Source organism: Candidatus Defluviilinea gracilis (genome assembly GCA_016716235.1).
Lineage (GTDB): Bacteria > Chloroflexota > Anaerolineae > Anaerolineales > Villigracilaceae > Defluviilinea > Defluviilinea gracilis.
On sequence record JADJWS010000002.1, the window covers coordinates 293,839 to 312,035 of the forward strand.

General features: G+C 52.6%; 17 protein-coding genes. 8 read left to right on the plus strand and 9 right to left on the minus strand.

Annotated features, from left to right (window positions below; all coding sequences use genetic code 11):
* The first annotated feature begins 170 nt into the window (after window positions 1-170).
* Window positions 171-563: a hypothetical protein gene (locus IPM31_12265; GenBank protein MBK9007756.1), complete on the plus strand. Its 393-nt coding sequence runs from the start codon at window positions 171-173 to the stop codon at window positions 561-563.
* Window positions 564-593: 30 nt separating this feature from the next.
* A complete protein-coding gene (locus IPM31_12270; GenBank protein MBK9007757.1) occupies window positions 594-1,394 on the plus strand; it encodes a hypothetical protein in 801 nt (266 codons plus the stop codon).
* A gap of 153 nt (window positions 1,395-1,547) precedes the next feature.
* On the opposite strand, the gene IPM31_12275 is transcribed toward IPM31_12270, so the two are convergent.
* Complete coding sequence (locus IPM31_12275; GenBank protein ID MBK9007758.1) at window positions 1,548-2,015, minus strand: hypothetical protein; 468 nt, start codon at window positions 2,013-2,015, stop codon at window positions 1,548-1,550.
* Between IPM31_12275 and IPM31_12280 the strand changes: the two genes are divergently transcribed.
* A complete protein-coding gene (locus tag IPM31_12280) occupies window positions 1,995-2,438 on the plus strand; it encodes an adenosylhomocysteinase (GenBank protein ID MBK9007759.1) in 444 nt (147 codons plus the stop codon). The two genes, IPM31_12275 and IPM31_12280, sit on opposite strands and share 21 nt — an antisense overlap.
* A gap of 114 nt (window positions 2,439-2,552) precedes the next feature.
* On the opposite strand, the gene IPM31_12285 is transcribed toward IPM31_12280, so the two are convergent.
* From IPM31_12285 to eno, 3 genes are all read right to left on the minus strand, one after another.
* On the minus strand, window positions 2,553-2,936 hold the full coding sequence (locus IPM31_12285) for a transposase (GenBank protein ID MBK9007760.1): 384 nt from the start codon (window positions 2,934-2,936) through the stop codon (window positions 2,553-2,555).
* A gap of 645 nt (window positions 2,937-3,581) precedes the next feature.
* The gene (locus IPM31_12290) at window positions 3,582-3,833 is read right to left on the minus strand and encodes a YgiT-type zinc finger protein (GenBank protein ID MBK9007761.1); all 252 of its coding nucleotides are present in this window, start codon (window positions 3,831-3,833) and stop codon (window positions 3,582-3,584) included.
* A 26-nt stretch (window positions 3,834-3,859) separates the two neighbouring features.
* A complete protein-coding gene (eno, locus tag IPM31_12295) occupies window positions 3,860-5,158 on the minus strand; it encodes a phosphopyruvate hydratase (protein MBK9007762.1) in 1,299 nt (432 codons plus the stop codon).
* 152 nt (window positions 5,159-5,310) lie between these two features.
* Between eno and IPM31_12300 the strand changes: the two genes are divergently transcribed.
* The 3 genes from IPM31_12300 (at window position 5,311) to IPM31_12310 (ending at window position 9,328) form a co-directional block, all read left to right on the plus strand.
* A complete protein-coding gene (locus tag IPM31_12300) occupies window positions 5,311-6,003 on the plus strand; it encodes a 1-acyl-sn-glycerol-3-phosphate acyltransferase (protein MBK9007763.1) in 693 nt (230 codons plus the stop codon).
* An 84-nt stretch (window positions 6,004-6,087) separates the two neighbouring features.
* Window positions 6,088-6,840, plus strand: a complete 753-nt coding sequence (locus IPM31_12305) for a LysM peptidoglycan-binding domain-containing protein (protein MBK9007764.1) — start codon at window positions 6,088-6,090, stop codon at window positions 6,838-6,840.
* Window positions 6,841-7,315: 475 nt separating this feature from the next.
* Window positions 7,316-9,328 (plus strand): alpha/beta fold hydrolase, encoded by a 2,013-nt coding sequence (locus IPM31_12310; protein MBK9007765.1) that lies wholly within the window; start codon window positions 7,316-7,318, stop codon window positions 9,326-9,328.
* A gap of 157 nt (window positions 9,329-9,485) precedes the next feature.
* Here the strand turns inward: IPM31_12310 and IPM31_12315 are convergent, their stop codons facing one another.
* Window positions 9,486-12,293 (minus strand): pyruvate, phosphate dikinase, encoded by a 2,808-nt coding sequence (locus IPM31_12315; GenBank protein MBK9007766.1) that lies wholly within the window; start codon window positions 12,291-12,293, stop codon window positions 9,486-9,488.
* Window positions 12,294-12,453: 160 nt separating this feature from the next.
* Here IPM31_12315 and IPM31_12320 point away from each other — a divergent pair, with 160 nt between their 5' ends.
* Window positions 12,454-12,867 carry a response regulator gene (locus IPM31_12320; protein ID MBK9007767.1) on the plus strand — a complete coding sequence of 138 codons (414 nt, stop codon included), beginning with the start codon at window positions 12,454-12,456 and terminating at the stop codon, window positions 12,865-12,867.
* Window positions 12,868-13,105: 238 nt separating this feature from the next.
* On the opposite strand, the gene IPM31_12325 is transcribed toward IPM31_12320, so the two are convergent.
* From IPM31_12325 to hpt, 4 genes are all read right to left on the minus strand, one after another.
* On the minus strand, window positions 13,106-13,870 hold the full coding sequence (locus IPM31_12325; GenBank protein ID MBK9007768.1) for an alpha/beta hydrolase: 765 nt from the start codon (window positions 13,868-13,870) through the stop codon (window positions 13,106-13,108).
* A 159-nt stretch (window positions 13,871-14,029) separates the two neighbouring features.
* Window positions 14,030-14,563, minus strand: a complete 534-nt coding sequence (locus IPM31_12330; GenBank protein ID MBK9007769.1) for a ribonuclease H-like domain-containing protein — start codon at window positions 14,561-14,563, stop codon at window positions 14,030-14,032.
* A gap of 107 nt (window positions 14,564-14,670) precedes the next feature.
* A complete protein-coding gene (locus tag IPM31_12335; GenBank protein ID MBK9007770.1) occupies window positions 14,671-16,323 on the minus strand; it encodes an HD domain-containing protein in 1,653 nt (550 codons plus the stop codon).
* Window positions 16,324-16,396: 73 nt separating this feature from the next.
* Window positions 16,397-16,954, minus strand: coding sequence for a hypoxanthine phosphoribosyltransferase (hpt, locus tag IPM31_12340; protein MBK9007771.1), 558 nt, complete (start codon window positions 16,952-16,954; stop codon window positions 16,397-16,399).
* Between the two features lie 119 nt (window positions 16,955-17,073).
* Between hpt and IPM31_12345 the strand changes: the two genes are divergently transcribed.
* Window positions 17,074-17,937: an NgoFVII family restriction endonuclease gene (locus IPM31_12345; protein ID MBK9007772.1), complete on the plus strand. Its 864-nt coding sequence runs from the start codon at window positions 17,074-17,076 to the stop codon at window positions 17,935-17,937.
* The last annotated feature ends 260 nt before the right edge of the window (window positions 17,938-18,197 follow it).

An 18,197-nucleotide genomic window follows, 5' to 3' on the forward strand; every position in this document is an offset into this window, starting at 1 on the left:
GAAGCAAACAAGTTTATATCGTTTTTTATATCGGTCGTGAAATCCGTGTGAAAGTTATATAAAAAGCGATAGGAAGCCAAAAAACCCTTGAAATTGAAATTTCAAAATGTTACAGTGCGGACATGAAATCGCGCGCAAATTTCAAATCGTTCAATTCAAGGAGAATCAAAATGAACAACAAAAAGTTTTCGCTCTTGGTCGCAGTACTGATGCTCGCCATGCTGGTGTTGCAAGCCTGTGCCAGTAAGCCTTCGGCGAACTTTCCTACCGGCAGGTTCGCAAATCCCGAAGCCCCGCTCGAGGGGTTCGATTTCCACGAAGATGGTACATGGAACAACTTCTACTACGGCGCGCATGAAGTCTGGGGAACCTACAGCGTCAAAGGCGACCTGTACATCGAGGAAACGAACAATTTCAACTGCGGCAAATCGCCCATGAGTTTCCGCTACACCTTCGATGGGACGAATCTGCACTTCGAGCTCACCGAAGAAAGCAAGAACGATGAATGTGAGGGCAGGCGGGGCGCATTCGACGGCACGACGTGGGTGCTGGTGGAAGAGTAGTGCCGCAATTCGAAATATTGTTGAGGGATGATGGAATCCAACCATCATCCCTCAATGGGAGAAAATATCATGAGCAAAAAGGAATCTGAAAGCACGCAAACTGGAAAGACTGAAATTAGCATCGCAAAGATCGGGTTGATAACCGCCGTTGCGGTTGCGTTCATCTCTTGTATGGGGACGGTTGCGCTTCCTTTCTTCCAATATCTAACAGAGCAAACGACGCCGACAGTCGAGGTTCAACCAACTGTTGACGAACAGGGAAATAATGATCCTGAACCGACCAGACAATTGACTGTTCAAGTTGAACCAACCATTGCCCCGGCTACCAGTACGCAGTCTCCGCCTACCAGTGCTCCTCTTTCGCCAACTTTAACGCTACCGCCTCCGCCCACGTCAACACCAAAACTCCTTACGTCCGAGAGCTTCGAGGCGGAACATGGAGAAATGAGTAGCGGAGGTTTCCCTGTCCGTGATCAAACAGCAGTATCAGCATCCAATCAAGCATACTGGTTGGGGGCATGGGGAGCTTCTGTAAAGTTCACTATTACCGAAATGGCAGCTGGTCAGTATGAACTAATCATCCGTTATGAAAAATATACGAATAATGCCGAATACCGTGATCCGGGTTATCAAAATTTGTATGTGAATGGCAATCCTAGTCCGATTCTAATAACAACCTTTAAAACTTTTGATGATACAGTGATGAAATGGGCAGATCTTCAGCTCATCGTACGACTTGAGCAGGGAAGAAACACGCTCGTAATAAAAAATGATGTGAGTGATCAGGTGGCAGGAATTGACCGTCTTGTCCTTCGCTGGATAGGTCCGTAATCGATTTGAGACGAATCAAAGACCTCGGAGTTTTCAAAAACCCCGAGGTCTTTTGTAGATCGTAAGTGACTGTCACCTTCAAGGTGACAATCACTTGTAAACCAAACGACCTCGCGGATGCCGAAGGGTCCGCGAGGTCGTTTGGTTATCTATCTAAGGACATTGCTCCACATGCAGGTATTTTTGACATTCAGCCGCGTTGAGGCGACGTGTGATTCGAGTTTGAGCCAATGCCAGAAGTTCCTCGATATCAAGAGTGAATACTCGCACAACCCCATCATTACTTGCGACCACGAGATGAGCGCCGTTATCGGTACTACTGAAAGCAACCCCGTATACTCCTCCTTCACTGCCCGGTAGAGTCAAAATTGCATCGCCCGTCTCAACATCCCATACCTTGGCTGTGTTATCGCCACTGCCTGTTGCAAGGAATTTTCCATCCGGGCTAAACGTAACCGGTCTGAGTTCTGCGCTATGGCCCGTAAGTGTGAGCAATTCCTTGCCGGTAGTTGCATCCCAGATTTTTGCGGTCGAGTCGCTGCTTGCTGTGGCAATCTTTTTCCCGTTGGGGCTATAGGCGATATCAACAACGCCTGACGTATGACCGGCAAGTGTGAACATCACTTCGCCGCGATGAAAGACGGCGCGATCGTCGCCAATTCAGGTCACTTCAACGTGGAGATCAACATCCCCGCGCTTGAGAAGATGAGCGTTGGCAAACCGAATCTTGTCCGCCCGTTCGTGGATCAATACACGACGAAAGACGGACGTAAGATCAACATCCTCGGCGAAGGACGACTCATCAACCTCGCTTCCGCCGAAGGGCATCCTGCTTCCGTCATGGACATGTCTTTCGCCAACCAGGCTTTGTCCGCCGAATTCATGGCGAAGAACGCGGATACGTTGGAGAAGAAAGTCTATTCCGTCCCTGCTGAGATCGATCACGAGATCGCCCGCCTCAAACTCGAAGCCATGGGCGTGAAGATCGATACGCTCACGGCGGAACAGACTCACTATTTGAATTCGTGGGAAGAGGGAACGTAATTCAAAGGATGAATTCAGAAGGATGAAGGATGAAAGCCTCGCAGTGTAAAAATCCGCGAGGCTTTTTTCTTGTTCGTCCAATCCGAAAGCAACGTATCGTTAATTCGTAACAGGTCACGCAGTAGATTCGAGGAACGGCAAAACAGGCTGCCCCAACAAAGCCACTAATTTCTGAAAGGTGCTTTCGCCATGTCGTTTGGCAGTATTCAAGACGGTTGCCAGAGCCGCATAGCCTTGCGCGCCCCAATCGGAGCGGAAACTACCCATGACTTTGCGATGAAAAACGGACGGACGCAAGGCGCGTTCGCAGGCATTGTTGTGGGCCGGCACATCGGAGCGGTGCAGGAAGACGAATAAGGAATCTCGATACTTGCGATAGCGTTTGAGCAGATTGCTACCCAGTCGGCGGAAGGTTCGTTGCAAGAGTTGTTTCAGGCGATTTTCCAGAATGGCTACCTGCCTTGCAAATCCTTCCTTACTCAAAGTAAATCCGAACATTTCTTTGCAAACCTGAACCACCCGTTCGTGTCCCAGGTGATGCTCAGCCCAAACTTCGATAATTTTGCTCGGATTGTCCACCCAGGGACGTTCCGTTTTTTCGTGCCCTGCTTTTGCCCCGACATTCTTACGCCTCTTACGCTTCTTTGACCCATACGGCTTGAAATCCCGCGAAGGCGTTGTGACGAATTTCGTGAATTCGTTCGCTCTCCCTTCAAACGTTCAATTTCTGCCATTAACTCCTGTATGAGCGCGATCAACTCTTCCCGCGATTTTTCCTCGATCCTTGGTCATGTCTGGTATCATGCTCCTCGTAACACCGTTCTTCTATAATAGTCGTGACCTGTTACAAGATTTATAACGGACAAACCGTCCACGAATTTTTCACGAATACCCTGACGGGCACACGTAAACGAATATGAGAGCCGTCCATTCGCCGAAGGTTCGTGGTTTTTATTCGTGGACGGTTTTTACAACTACCATCCACGAATACTTCGACAGGCTCTGGACAGATTTTTCACAATAACCGCCTACACCCTCAACGCCTCCCACCCCGCGTACTTTGCCGTGTCGCCCAACTCCGCTTCGATGCGCGGGGCTATCAAAAGACCTGACGGATGTATCCTTCCATCAGGTCCTTTCCGTTTACGAAAATTCGTAGACTGGCACCAGAATCTTGCGGTCAATATCGCGCCGTCCGCGAACGCTCTCTTCGATGGTTTTTAGCACGTTGGCAGCGTAGTAACGAGTTCCGCATTTGGTGCACACACCGGCGGGGATGTTCTCGATCAAAACATACTCGCCCTTCACCTTGCGATGAAGGGTCACGCGCTTCTCGACGATCTTACCGTTGCAGTATTCGCAGGTCTCGCCTTGCCAGAAATTTTTTGTTTCCATGGTGTGATTATAAGCCCAAAACTTTCTTATCTGATCGCCAACGCATCCCACCCCGCGTACTTCGCCGTATCGCCCAACTCCGCTTCGATTCGGAGCAATTGATTGTATTTCGCCACGCGGTCAGACCGCGCGGGCGCGCCTGTTTTGATCTGACCCGTGTTCAACGCCACCGCGAGATCGGCGATGGTCGTGTCTTCGGTCTCACCCGAGCGGTGACTGGTCACTGCTCGCCAGCCAGCGCGGTGACAGGTTTCAACAGCCTCAATCGTTTCAGTTAACGAGCCGATCTGGTTCACTTTCACGAGCAACGCGTTGGCGGCGTTCTCTTTGATGGCTTTGCGCACACGTTCGGGATTCGTCACCAGCAGGTCATCGCCGACGATCTGAACTTTATCGCCCATCGTCTTCACCATCAACTTCCACGAGTCCCAATCGTCCTGCGCGAGTCCGTCTTCGATGGAAACGATGGGATAGTCCTTTACCCACTTCGCCCAAAACTCGACCATCTCCTCGCCCGTGAGTTTCTTCCCTTCTTTGCGAAGGTTGTATGTTTTCGTATCTTCTTCGTACAGTTCCGATGCGGCGGGGTCTAACGCAATGGCAACATCTTTTCCGCGCCCTGCTTTGAAGCCAGCCTTTTCGATCGCCGCGAGAACCGCTTCGACCGCGTCATCATTTGCTTTGAAGGATGGCGCGTACCCGCCCTCATCGCCGACGAGAGTCGCAAATCCTTTTTCTTTCAACACCGCTTTCAACGCGTGATAAATCTCCGCGCCCCAGCGCAGTCCCTCTGAAAAGGTCGGTGCGCCGAACGGCATCACCATGAACTCCTGCATGTCGGTGGATTGCCACGCCGTATGCGCGCCGCCGTTCAGGATGTTCAACATCGGCACAGGCAGGATGTGCGCGTACACGCCGCCGAGATAACGATACAACGGCAGACCGTACGAATTCGCCGCCGCTTTCGCCACCGCCAGGCTGACTCCCAAAATGGCGTTCGCTCCCAACTTGGATTTGTTCGCAGTCCCGTCGAGAGTCAACAACTCTGTATCGATCGCTTTTTGTTCCGAGGCGTCCCAGCCGAACAACGCGTCCGCGATCACGCCGTTGACGTTTGCCACGGCTTTCGTCACGCCTTTGCCGCCATAACGTTTCTTGTCGCCGTCGCGCATCTCCAGCGCCTCATGCTCGCCCGTCGACGCGCCCGACGGGACCGCCGCGCGTCCCCACGAACCGTCTGCCAGCGTCACTTCCACTTCCACGGTCGGATTGCCGCGTGAATCCAAAATTTCCAATGCAGAAATGCTTTCGATGATAGTGTCCATTTTGTTCTCCAAGTGTTATATCGTTTTGATGGCTCCGACGCGGTTCCGCTGCGTCGGTATCACATTCGTTCGTGATGCGGTTCAACTGCATCACGAACGCGCGCGATTCGATGTGCGCCGCAAGTATAATTCACTTTAGATGTTGGACATTTATGGATACCGCGATTCCTCCCACCATTGATTCTGATTCACGCGCCCGAAAGAAATACTATCTTGAAGAGACTCCCCAGCGCCGCGCCTTGCTCGTCCTTCTGCGGGCGGTCTTTTTCGCCATCATGAAAATGGACGTGACCGGCGCCGACAACCTGCCCAGGGAAGGCGCGGGCATCGTGGTGGCGAATCACGTCACGAATTTCGATGTCTTCCCGATGCAATTTTCACTGCCGCGCCCGATCTTTTTCATGGGCAAAGCCGAGTTGTTCAAGAATCCCATCATGGATGCGGCGTTGCGTAACTTGAGCGCGTTCCCGGTCTCTCGCGGAGATAAAGATATGTGGGCAATGCGCCACGCCTCGAAGGTTCTCAAACAGGGTCAGTGGCTGGGGATGTTCCCCGAAGGGACGCGCTCGAAAGGGAAGGGGTTAAGCGTCGCCAAAACTGGAACAGCCCGAATGGCGATCGAAGCGGGTTGTCCCATCCTCCCGATGGCGATTACTGGCACAGATCAGTTTTTTGGGCGGTTCCCGCGTCGCGCCCTCGTCGAGGTAAACATCCTGCCGCCGCTAGTTGTGAGGGAGAATGAAAGCCCGCTGGCGTTAACCGATCGTTTGATGTTCACGCTGGCGCAGGCATTGCCCGCGTCCATGCGCGGGGTGTATGCAAGCCTGCCGCAGGGGTTTGGCTAGGAGATTTGTGGGAGGCATGCCCGGGTGCGGAACATTTTGCGGGGAACCGGCATCTACTAAATGTCAGAATTCAGAGGAGAAAAAATGAAAACCAAAAAGTTTATCCAATATTTTTTGCTTGCGGCATTGGCGCTTGCCACCTTTGCCTCCACAAGCCCGGCGTTCGCGCAAGGTTGCGGCTCCAGCGTAACTGTTGTCAGCGGTGACACCTTGCGAAAGATCGCCGATCGTTGCGGCACGTCCATCTCAGCCTTGCAACGCGCCAATCCGCACATCGGCTCTGGGAATTTGATCTACCCCGGTCAGGTGTTGCAACTGCCCGGCGCGATCCTCGGCACAGATGGCGGCTACTTCATCTATGTTGTCGCGCGCGGCGATTCGTTGAAAGGTTTGGCGACCCGCTTCGTTACAACGGTTGAGGCGTTGCTTCGCGATAACCCCGAGATCAAGAACGCGAACGTGATCTACGAAGGTCAGTGGATCAAAGTGTACGTGACTGTGACGCCCACTCCGCCGCCCGCCACGCCGCCTCCCTCCAGCGGACAGGTGTACTATGTGCAAAAAGGCGACACCCTGCGGAACATTGCCTCGCGCTGGAGCACAACGGTGGAGGAGATCCTGAAAGTGAATCCGCAACTCACCAACCCGAACCTGATCTACGTCGGGCAGGCGATCAACATCCCGTTGGGCGCGTCCAGTTACATCGTGCAAAAAGGCGACACGTTGAAGATCATCGCCGGTAAGTTCGGCTCCACGGTAGAGACTCTGCTCTGGCTCAACCCGAACATCTCGAACGCCAACCTGATCTACGTTGGGCAAGTGATCAACGTTCGGTAGTCAATCCAAATCGTTTGCGACACAGGCGCGCCGAAAAGCGCGCCTGTGTTATTTTTATTGCGAGCTCCTATTCGTGGATGGCTCACGATCGCGGCACAACGGCTTAAGTCGAACTCATAATGGATAACGGTTACGTGTCACGGCGAGAGGCTTTTCAAAGCATCCCAAAAAAATCCATGATCGCCCGCGGAACTGTCGGTAGATTTCGCCATTGACCGCTTTTGAGGTTTTGCTCTCTACCGTACATGTGCACCGCTAAGTGTCGCCATGACGCCATGCGACACCCGCAAAGAACGCAAAGAAAACCTTTTTAACTTGGCGACCTTAGCGTGCTCTGCGGTAATAATCTTCTCATGTACGGTAGAGAAAGGTTTTGTAACCTTTAGAGTTCAAACATCACTTGCCTATCTCGGATTTTCTCTACTATAATGCCTCATCAGCCCGAAAGATTCAATTTATATTGCGCGGAGGACGCATGAAGTCTCATTTTAATCTGCCCATACAGTTGGCTTTGATCGTTGTGTTGTTGTTCTCGTCCATTGCCGCCGCGCCCTATCAACAAACATTCCAGACTCCCATGGAAGACCTGTTGGATGCGCTTGGCGGCTATGAGTGTTTTGAAGGAAGCGCGTTCACTTGCGTGACCATTGAAGTTCCCCTCGATCATTTCAATCCGTTGGACGCCCGAACGCTGAATGTGACCTTCGCCGTCCTGCCTGCCGCGGGCGCGCGCAAGGGAATGTTCGTCACCGCGACTGGCGGTCCCGGCTACTCCGGTATCTCCTCGGCGGATTCTTACATGTCCGGTTTCGGCGAAGATGTGCTGAATTCGTTCGACATCGTTTTCTTCGACCAGCGTGGCTTGCTGTTCTCCGGCGACCAAACGTGTCCTGATGCCGCCAGCGCGTTTTATCAACGCGATGCGCGCGGCAAAACGCCCCAGCAGGAAGCGGCGTTGAAGCAATCCTCCAGCGCGTTCAGCGCCGGCTGTGTCGGCGAGGTAAGCGACCCCAGCCTCATGCCCTATCTTGGAACGAAGCAAGCGGTCGAAGATTTGGAAATTTTCCGCCAACTCTTGGGCGATGAAAAGTTCTGGCTCTATGGCGAAAGTTACGGAACGCAATACGCGCAGACGTATGCCGCCGCGCACAGCGACCACCTCGCCGGTCTCATCCTCGATGGCACGGTTGACCTCACCCTCGATGGATTTAATTACTACGTGCAACAGACTCAGGCATTCAGCGATGTGCTGACCGCCTCGCTCGAAGCCTGCAACGACGACCCCGCCTGCCGCAAAGATATGCTGGGCGACGCCGTCCGCGGATACGACGCGCTTGCCAAAATCCTAGAGAAACGCAATCTCCATTTCCGTTTTCCGCTTGCCAATGGCAAAGGCGCGTACCGCGCGTTCACACTTGCCAACCTCGAATATGTTGCGGCGAGCCAGGTTTATAGCGAGAGCGATCGCATGATGTTTGTCCGCGCTCTCGCGGCATTCACCTCGAAATTGGATATTCTTCCGCTTGCCCGCCTCCTCTATCTGGATTTGGGGGTTGACCCGCAAACCCTCGACGTAATCCCCGACCCGAGCTATTCCGAAGCGGTGTTCTACGGCGTTGAATGTCAGGATTACGGCTACCCCGGGAATACGCCCGAGGAAAAGGCAAACACCTACCTCGCCACAGTCGATTCATTTGAATTTTCCATCCCGCGTTTGGCTTCGTTGATCTATGCCGACCTGCCCTGCGCCTATTGGCCCAACGCCACCACCGACTTGACCCGCCCGGACTATCTGTTTGCTGAAGACATCCCAACTCTGGTGCTTGGCTCCACAGCCGACCCTGCCACCCCGTATGGCAACGGCGTCAATGTGTATGAGCATCTGGCAGACGCCTACCTCATCACACAGGAACAGGGACCTCACGTCATCTTCGGGCGCGGTAACGCCTGCCCCGATGAGATCGTGGTCGATTTCCTCGTCAACGATGTGACGCCCGCCGAACGCGAAACAACCTGCGAAGGATATCTGGTTGATCCGCACGTTCCGCTCGCGCCGCGCTTTGCCGTCTCGTTTGGAAGTCCGCGCAATGCGTTATCTGCCATGGAGACCGAAATTTACTACCTGCCCGAGTTCTATTACTGGGACGGTTTCACTCCGACCGTTGTCGGTTGTAATTACGGCGGCGCGCTTGGGTATGAATTGAATAACGCCGGCACGCGCGTCAATTTTTCGCTCGATAAATGCGCGTTCGCCTACAACTTCGTGATGACCGGCACCGGCTTCTATAACTTCGAAAACGACCGCTTTGTTTTGAATGTAACCACCACGGGGCGCTGGAAATGCAACTTGAAGTATGACCGCAAAGGCGAGAACATCAAGATCACCGGCAAATGCGACGGGAAGAATATCAACAGCGATAATTTCGACACCGAGCATCTCTGGCACATCTTCCCGAACTTCGAAGAGTTCAATAAGAGCAACAATTGAGACTCGCCTCGAAATTCATTTTTCGAGCGTAGCCACGGATTTCACCGATTTATACAAAAAAGCCAACCCGGTTTGCGGGTTGGCTTTTTTGATCGGCGGATTTAATTCATAATCCGCGAGAATCCGTGCAATCTGTGGCTGAGTCTTTTCCTGTGCCTTATTTTCTTCGAGCCTTTTTGGCTGTGGATTTCTTCTTCGCCGTCTTCTTCACGGTGGCAACTTTCTTCTGCGGACGATACTTCAGCGCCGCGTGTGCCGCCGCGAGACGAGCGATCGGCACGCGGAACGGCGAACACGAAACATAATTGTTGCCGATGATGTGACACCACTCGATGGAACTTGGGTCGCCGCCATGTTCGCCGCAGATACCCACTTCGAGATTCGGGCGCGTTGTCCGCCCTTCGGCGATTGCCCAATCCATGAGTTTGCCCACGCCGCCGCGATCCAGCGACTGGAACGGATTGACTTCGAGGATGCCCTGTTCCTGATACGTGATGAGGAAGTTGCGCTCGGCGTCGTCGCGCGAATAACCGTACGTCATTTGCGTGAGGTCGTTCGTGCCGAACGAGAAGAACTCGGCGTGTGTGGCAACTTCTGCCGCCGTCACTGCCGCGCGGGGGATCTCGATCATCGTCCCGAACTTGTAATCGAACTTCACTTTCTTTTCATCCATCACGGCTTTGGCGATGCGCTCGAGCCGCGGTTGGATCCATTCGAGTTCTTTCACCGTTCCCGTGAGCGGAATCATCACCTCAGGCTTCACCTTGATGCCGCGCTTTGTGCAATCCGCCGAGGCTTCGAAGATGGCGCGGACTTGCATCTCTACGATCTCAGGCATCGAAATGCTGAGGCGCACGCCGCGCAAGCCCATCATCGGGTTCGATTCGTGCAGTCCCTTGATGGCGGCGAGCAAGTCTTCTTTTTCTTTCAACCCAGCGGTTTCATTTTTCACGCGCATCGTGACGACTTCTTCGAGGAGTTTTTCCTCGTCGGGCATGAACTCGTGAAGCGGCGGATCAATTAAACGGATGATGACCGGGTAACCGTCCATTGCTTCAAACAGACCGTCGAAGTCTTTGCGCTGGTGGGGGAGGAGTTTGTTGAGCGCGGCTGTGCGTCCCTCGCTCGTGCCGGAGAGGATCATATCCTGCACGATGGGTAAACGCTCCGGCTCGAAGAACATATGCTCCGTGCGGCAGAGACCAATCCCCACCGCGCCATACGAGCGGGCGCGCTGCGCGTCTTTCGGATAATCGGCGTTCGCCCACACTTGTAATCCGCGCGTGGGGTAGCCGGGGGCTTTCGCTTCGCGCACACCTTTCGTGGCGGAAATTTCATCCGCCCACTTCAGGAGGGTGAGCAATTCAGTTTGCTCTTCAAGTGACGGCGACGTGGTCGGGATTTTTCCGATGAACACTTTACCGGTCGTGCCGTCCACCGAAACCCAATCGCCTTCTTTGACGGTCACATCGCCGACGGTCATCTGTCGTTTTTCAAGATTGATCTTGATCGCCGACGCGCCCACCACGCACGGGATTCCGAACTGACGTGCCACGACCGCCGCGTGTGAAGTGGCTCCGCCCTCGCTGGTCAGCACGCCCTTCGACGCGATCATGCCATGCACATCGTCCGGCTTGGTGAACGGACGCACCATGATCGTATCCTGCTTCTCGTCCTTCGCCATTCGTTCGGCGGTGTCCGCGTCAAAATAGATTTGTCCGACTGCCGCGCCGGGGGAGGCGTTTACGCCCTTCGCAAAGAACTTACCGGACTTCTCGGCATTCTCCATCGCATCGTGATCAAACTGCGGGTGGAGGAGTGAATCCACATTCTCCGGTGTGACGCGCTGGACAGCCTGCTCTTTGGTGATCAAGCCTTCCTTCGCCATATCCACCGCGACCTTGACCGCCGATTTCGCCGTGCGTTTTCCGTTGCGCGTTTGAAGCATCCACAACTTTCCGCGCTCGATGGTGAATTCGACATCCTGCATGTCTTTGTAGTGCTTTTCAAGCCGCGCGGTGATGCCCATGAATTCTTTGTAGGCTTTCGGCATCTGGTCTTTCAAGTGTTCGATCGGGTCCGCGTTACGGATGCCCGCCACCACGTCCTCACCTTGCGCGTTGATGAGATATTCGCCCATCATCTTCTTGTCGCCGGTGGACGGGTTGCGCGTGAACGCCACGCCCGTGGCTGAGTCGTCGCCCATGTTGCCGAAGACCATCGTCACGATGTTGACCGCCGTGCCGAGATCGTCGGGGATGTTCGTCGCGCGGCGATAGTCAATGGCGCGTTTGCCCATCCACGATTCGAACACGGCTTTGATGGCGAACTCCATTTGCTTGTACACATCTTGCGGAAAATCGAAACCGACTTGTTGTTTGAACACCCCTTTGAACACCGCGACCAATTCCTTCCAATCTTCGGCGGTCATTTCAGTGTCAGACTTGTATCCTTTTTTGGCTTTATGCTCCGCCATCGGATGTTCGAAATGTTCGTCGTCGAGGTTAAACACGGTCGCGCCGAACATCTCGATCAGGCGGCGGTACGAGTCCCACGCAAAGCGCGGATTGTTCGTCAGCGTTGCCAAGCCTTCCACCACCTCATCGTTCAAGCCAATGTTGAGGATGGTGTTCATCATGCCCGGCATCGAGAACTTCGCTCCCGAGCGGCACGAAACCAACAGCGGATTTTTCGGGTCGCCGAATTTCTTGCCCGCGCGTTTCTCGGTCACTTTCATTGCATCGAGCGCTTGCTTCCACATCCCCGGCGGAAACGCCCCACGCTGGCGAAACCAGTTACAGGCTTCGGTTGTGACCGTGAATCCCGGCGGCACCGGCACCCCGGCGCGAGTCATGTCGAATAATCCAGCGCCTTTTCCGCCAAGCAGGGCGCGCACATCCTCCCACGAGCCCGCGTATTTTTCGGCTTTCGCCACTTCATCGAATAGATATACCCAGGTTGTCATTCAGTCCTCCAAAATTTTTCTAAATCGGACACAGTTTACCACGAACGAATTAGAACAAAAGTAATGCGTACCGCCGCCGTTTGACACGTCTAACTGATAGCCCATTGCAAAGTGCCAACTCTGTCATTCTTCGATATAATGGGGGCTGATTGGATACACTATGCCGATAAAAATTCTTGTGATCGACGATGATACTGCCGTCACGGACCTGTTGTCGCTTTTGCTAAAATCGCAGGGCTTTGAAGTGGCGGCTACGAATAATAGCAACGACGGATTGAATTTTATCCGTGACGACCGACCCGACTTGGTGGTGCTCGACCTGATGATGCCGGAGATGGACGGGTGGGAGGTCTGTAAATCGGTGCGCGCGTTTAGCCAGGTGCCAATCATCATCCTCTCTGCCCTGAACGACCCTTCGATGATCGCCAGCGTGCTGGACGCCGGCGCAGACGATTACCTCACCAAACCGACTCCCAGCCGCGTGCTGGTGGCGCACATCAACCGATTGATCAAACGGAATGGTACAAACGGCGCACCCGGTCACGGCTTGGTGCCGCAAATGGGGACACCCTGAGCCGCTTCTTTCCCCAGTGGACGCCTGATTCAGTCATCCCCAGCCTTCTCCGCCGGGGATGATTTTTTATACGCTGAGTACCGCAAAGTTCACTTTGCGCTCGCGCATTACCAGGATGCTCGCAACCTAAACGTTGCGGTACAAATTTCTTCACGCCAAATACTTCAACGCCTTAGCCAACTCCAAAAGTTCTTGACGCAGTTGCACTGCGTCAAGGGCAATCCTTTCAGAACGCCGATTATGCCAAGCGCTTCAACGCCTCAGCCGTTTCTTTCACCGCTTCCATCATCGGCAAGTGACCGACGCCTTTCAACTCCACAAAATGCGCCGACGGCACTGCGGATTTCATCTCACGCGCGCGATCCACAGCCACCAACGAATCCGCGTCGCCATGAATAACCACAACAGGGATGTTGAGATCCGCCAGCATTGACGATGTGTCCATCCGTTCTGCCATGGCTCTGAGCGCGCCGATGAACGCGGAGGGTTGTTGTCTCTGCATGATCGCGGTGACTGCGTTTTGGTGTTCCTCGCTCGGCGAAAATTTAGGCTTCATCGCTTCCACCACGCCGCCGATGCCTTTCTCTGCCACCTCCGCCGCGGACTTGTACCGTCCCTCTTTGCGGTCGGGCGGATCGGCAAGCGTCTGCGTCGAGACAAGTCCCAGCCTGCTGACTCGTTCGGGGTACAGTTTTGTGAATGCCAGCGCGATGTACCCTCCCATTGAATGTCCCGCGATCGCGGCTTTCTGTATCCCAAGATGATCGAGCAAACCAGCAATGTCCGACGCGAAGTCGTCCAGCGTGTATTGCGAATCCACCGTGGATGATTCTCCAAATCCGCGCAGGTCGGGCAGGATGAGATCGAACGTCCCTTCGAGCATCGGCGCGACAAAATCCCACGTGTGATGGTCGAGTGGGAATCCATGCAACAGCACAAGCGGAGTCCCTTTGCCGCGGCGTTCGTACGCAAGTTCAATTCCGTTGACGTTTATTTTTTGCATTTTTTCTCCTTGCCTTTCTGTCTCCGAAAGATTTTGAGTGAGGGCGAATGAGCTTCAAAATTTACCGCCAAGAGCGCGAAGAGAGAATTTAATCTTAGCGCTCTTGGCGGGCTTAGCGGTTAAAAAAAATGAGCCAATGATCGACTTCGTCCTGCAAAATCATTTCCAATTCACCGCCACCTTCAACTTGCTTCCCATTTTTGAATAATAATGCACAAACCCGTTATCGCGCCCAAACTCATACACGTGGCGGGTGATGTCCACGTCCGCTTTGCAGTATTCAGCGACCTTGTCCAGTTCGCCATCACGAAACCATTGCACAGATTGCACGCCATCGGCAATTTTCGTCGCGCCGAGGGTCGCCTTCGCCAGCGAATCCAAGCTGAGACGAAAACCGAGCGTGCGATAAATATCCTGCAACATATCCGTCGAGCGGATGGAGCGTAGATTCTCGTTTGGCGCGTATGGCTTGAGCACCTCGTAATCGAAGCTGAGGATGTTGAATCCGATCACGCGGTCGGCAGATTTCAACTCGGCGACCAGAGCCACCGCGTCCTTTTCCCAATACACGGCAAAATCATTCCGCGCCGAGGACCACGTCACGCCGCAGGCGAGAAGTAGTTGCGATGGGTTTCGCCCGCCAACTTCTTCAAATAATTTTTGTGTTTCGAGGTCGAAGAATACGATGTTCATGTTTTTGGACAAGCCCTTTTGAACCACAGAGACACTGAGTCACAGAGTTTATTAAATTGATCTTCTCAGTGTCTCCGTGTCCCAGTGGTTTTCTCTTGGGAATCGGTTCATAGATTGCCGTCCTCTATCAATTTCCGCGCTAGCGACAACGCCTCATCCCGCGTGGAGATTTCGCCGATTGCCTGACCTTCACGGATCGCCTCGAGCAATTGACCGATGATTCTGCCCGCGTCTAAATTGAGTTCCTTCATCAACTCGTTGCCGTCCAGCAAGCGCGGAGGGGCGACGGTCTCTTCGCGTTTCTCCCAATAGTTCTCAAGGAAAATTTTCGCGATCTCCAGTGCGGCATTCCAATTCTCTGTCGTCTGTGTATGGTCGCGTGTGCCGCGCAGGTCGGCAAGACCGAGCAGGATCAAGTCTACGCCTGCTTCGCCTGCGTCGCGGAAGAAGCGGTAAATGGATTTGCGCGTCGGCTCCTTCTTTTTTTCCTCCAACTGCATCGTAAAGAAATGGAAGCGCATGTGGTTGAAGATGATTTTTTTGACGCGCTGAATCTCGTCGTTGCTGAGGTTGAACTTGTGCCCGCGCATAGACGCGACCTTCGCGCCCTGCACATCATGGTCAAAAAAACGGATGCGCCCCGTGTATTCCACAGTCTTGGTGGCTGGCTTCTCGACATCGTGATACAACGCGGCGAAGAACAACGCGGCGCGGACGGAACGATCCGTGTTGAGGGATTCAGTGAAGTGAGATTCAAACCGTTCGCGATATTTTCCAAGTGCGGAAACGAGCGCGTTCAAAAACGGATCTTCCCCGCCTGAACCTGATTCAAGCGCGGCAAGGATCGCTTCGAGGTGACCGAGAACTTTCAGCGTGTGTTCCCATACATCGTACACATGCGGTGGGGATTGTTCGCATCCCTTCATGGCGGAGAGTTCGGGCATCATGTGTGGAAACACGTCCAGCATCTCCAGCGCGCGCATGGACGAGTCGGGTTTCGGTCCCTCAAGGATTTTGAATAACTCGTCGCGTTGACGTTCGGGTGAGACGTTCGGCAACAGAGACGCGGCATCTTTCATCGCGCCGCGTGTGGCGAGGTCAATTTTGAGATCGAACGCCGCGGCGAGACGGACTCCGCGCAAAATGCGGATGGGGTCGTCGGTCAACGAGGTGGAGGAGCAGGCGCGGATGATTTTCGCGCGGATGTCGTCCGCGCCGTTGAGCGGGTCAATGAGGGAGTTGGTTTTCAGATCGTACGCAATGGCGTTGATCGTGAAATCGCGGGCGTGCAGATCGTCTTCGAGAGCTTGTCCTGAGCCTGTCGAAGGATCTCCTCCGCGATAGGTGGCGAAGTCGAGATAGGTGCGTGAGTTGTCATCACCAATAACGATGACGCGTCCCGTGTCGCGTTCTTCGTCGAGGATCATGAAGTTGGCGTCGAGGGCGCGGGCAACGCGTCGGGCGAGGGAAATGCCGCCCGAAGGCACGGCAAAATCAAAGTCCCGTGAGAGGCGGTTGAGGATCATGTCACGTACCGCGCCGCCGACAAGGTAAATATCCTGATCGGGCAGCGCGTCGCGGACTTTTTCCAACAAAGGCGGGGGCGGAAATTTGATCGGCATGTAAATGATTTCGAGTTTTTCTTTGTGACGGGTATTTTGCGCGGCGTGCAATGCCTGCTCAGGCGTTCCACCCTGAGCGATGATCTTGCCGCGAATGCGGGCAACCCAACGACCTGCATAATTTGAATTGTCTTGCATATCTTTCCCCAATCGTAAATCAAAAGCTTGCGCTGAGCAAGTCGAAGCGTCGTAAATCGTAAATCTGAAATCGTCAATCGGAAGGTTTATATTTATTCAAATCCACCACGCCAACGAACGGAAGGTTGCGATAGTATTCGTCGAGGTCGAGACCGTAGCCGAAGACAAATTTATTTGGGATCTCGAAGCCGCGATAATGAATCGGAACTGGAGTTTCGCGTCGTTCGGGCTTATCGAGCAGCGCGCAGACTTTGAGACTACGCGGCTGGCGCACTTGCAGAAGTTCAAGCACCGATGCGATGGTGTTGCCGCTGTCAACAATGTCTTCGACAAGCACCACGTCTTTGTCGCGGATGTCCATTTGCAAATCCATCGCGACGCGCACCGCGCCGCTTGATTCGCGTTTGCCCGCGCCGTACGATGAAACCGCCATGAAGTCCATCATGTGCGGAGATGTGATGTTGCGGCTGAGGTCAACGAGAAATGGCACGCCGCCGCGCAAGATGCACACGAGGAGCAAATTGCCGTCGGGGTAATCCGCGCTGATCTCCGCGCCGAGTTCGGCGATACGGGCTTGGAGGGATTTTTCGTCCACAAGAATTTCGGCGAGGATGTCTTTGTAGTTTTGCATTTTACAACACACTTTGGATCAAAGGATATGAATCATTTCTTCCCAATCAGTAGACTTCTTTATTTTAATGTTTGCGTGTTAAAATTGGAGAACGAGTCCTGAATGAGAGGTGAAGCAACGTGCTAAATTTAATTCGTTCTCCATTCAAATCTACTTTTGAAGAGTTCGCTCAAAGCATTACTTCAGATTGTTTAATTTGCTCGCCATACATAACATTTAACCCCATCAAAATGCTGGCTGAAGCAATTGCAAAAAATAGACCTGATAAAGATGTGAAAATTAGTATTTTGACGGATATTTCATTAAGAACGCTAGTCCAAGGTGCAACTGAAATACAGGCATTGTTATATCTTTTCAAGAATCATTACAATGTCACCGTTGTTTATTTGCCCAAGATCCACGCAAAGGTCTATATTTCGAATAAATCAAGTGCTATTATAACATCCGCCAATTTTACAGATGGCGGCGGGATAAGAAATTTAGAATATGGCATTAAGATAGACAGCCACGACGCTGTCAACAAAATCCAAAATGACATAGATGAATACAAAAAATTGGGTGCTATTGTTACGCCCAACCAATTGGAAGAAATTCAAGCACAAGTCGAGAGCATAAGAAAAATAATTCAGGTTGAACAGAAAACAATTTCCAAAAAACTACGTTTGGAATCAAAAAACCAGCAAAGGATCATTGAAGACAATCTGATACGAGTAAGAGTAAAACACAAAAGTATAAACTCTATTTTTTCTGAAACCCTACTTTACTTGTTGTCTCAAAAACCCATGCCAACTGCAGAGTTGCATTTCCAAGTGAAGGATATTCATACTGATTTATGTGATGACGATGTTGATCGTGTTATTGATGGTAAACACTTCGGAAAACTCTGGAAACATCAAGTTAGAAATGCTCAGGTAACATTGCGGAAAGCAGGTTTAATAGTTTACGATAAGGAGAGGCGCGTATGGTACAGAGTCAAAAATTAGTGGTTCCAATAATTTGCGAGAATGCTCTCTGTCAAAATTTTGGCAAATTGGTTAATCGTGTATATGGGATAAACACAAGCGAAATAGATTTGTTCTATGAAAATTATGACGGCTCGATCGAAGAGGATTATTGTCCGATTTGCGGGGAATTAGGTATAGCAGAAGATCCAATTATGCTAAGATTCTAATAGTTCCAAACAGCTCCGCGGTACTCACATATTCATTTGTTTTCTGAGGTCTGTCTGTTGCCATTCTTCATA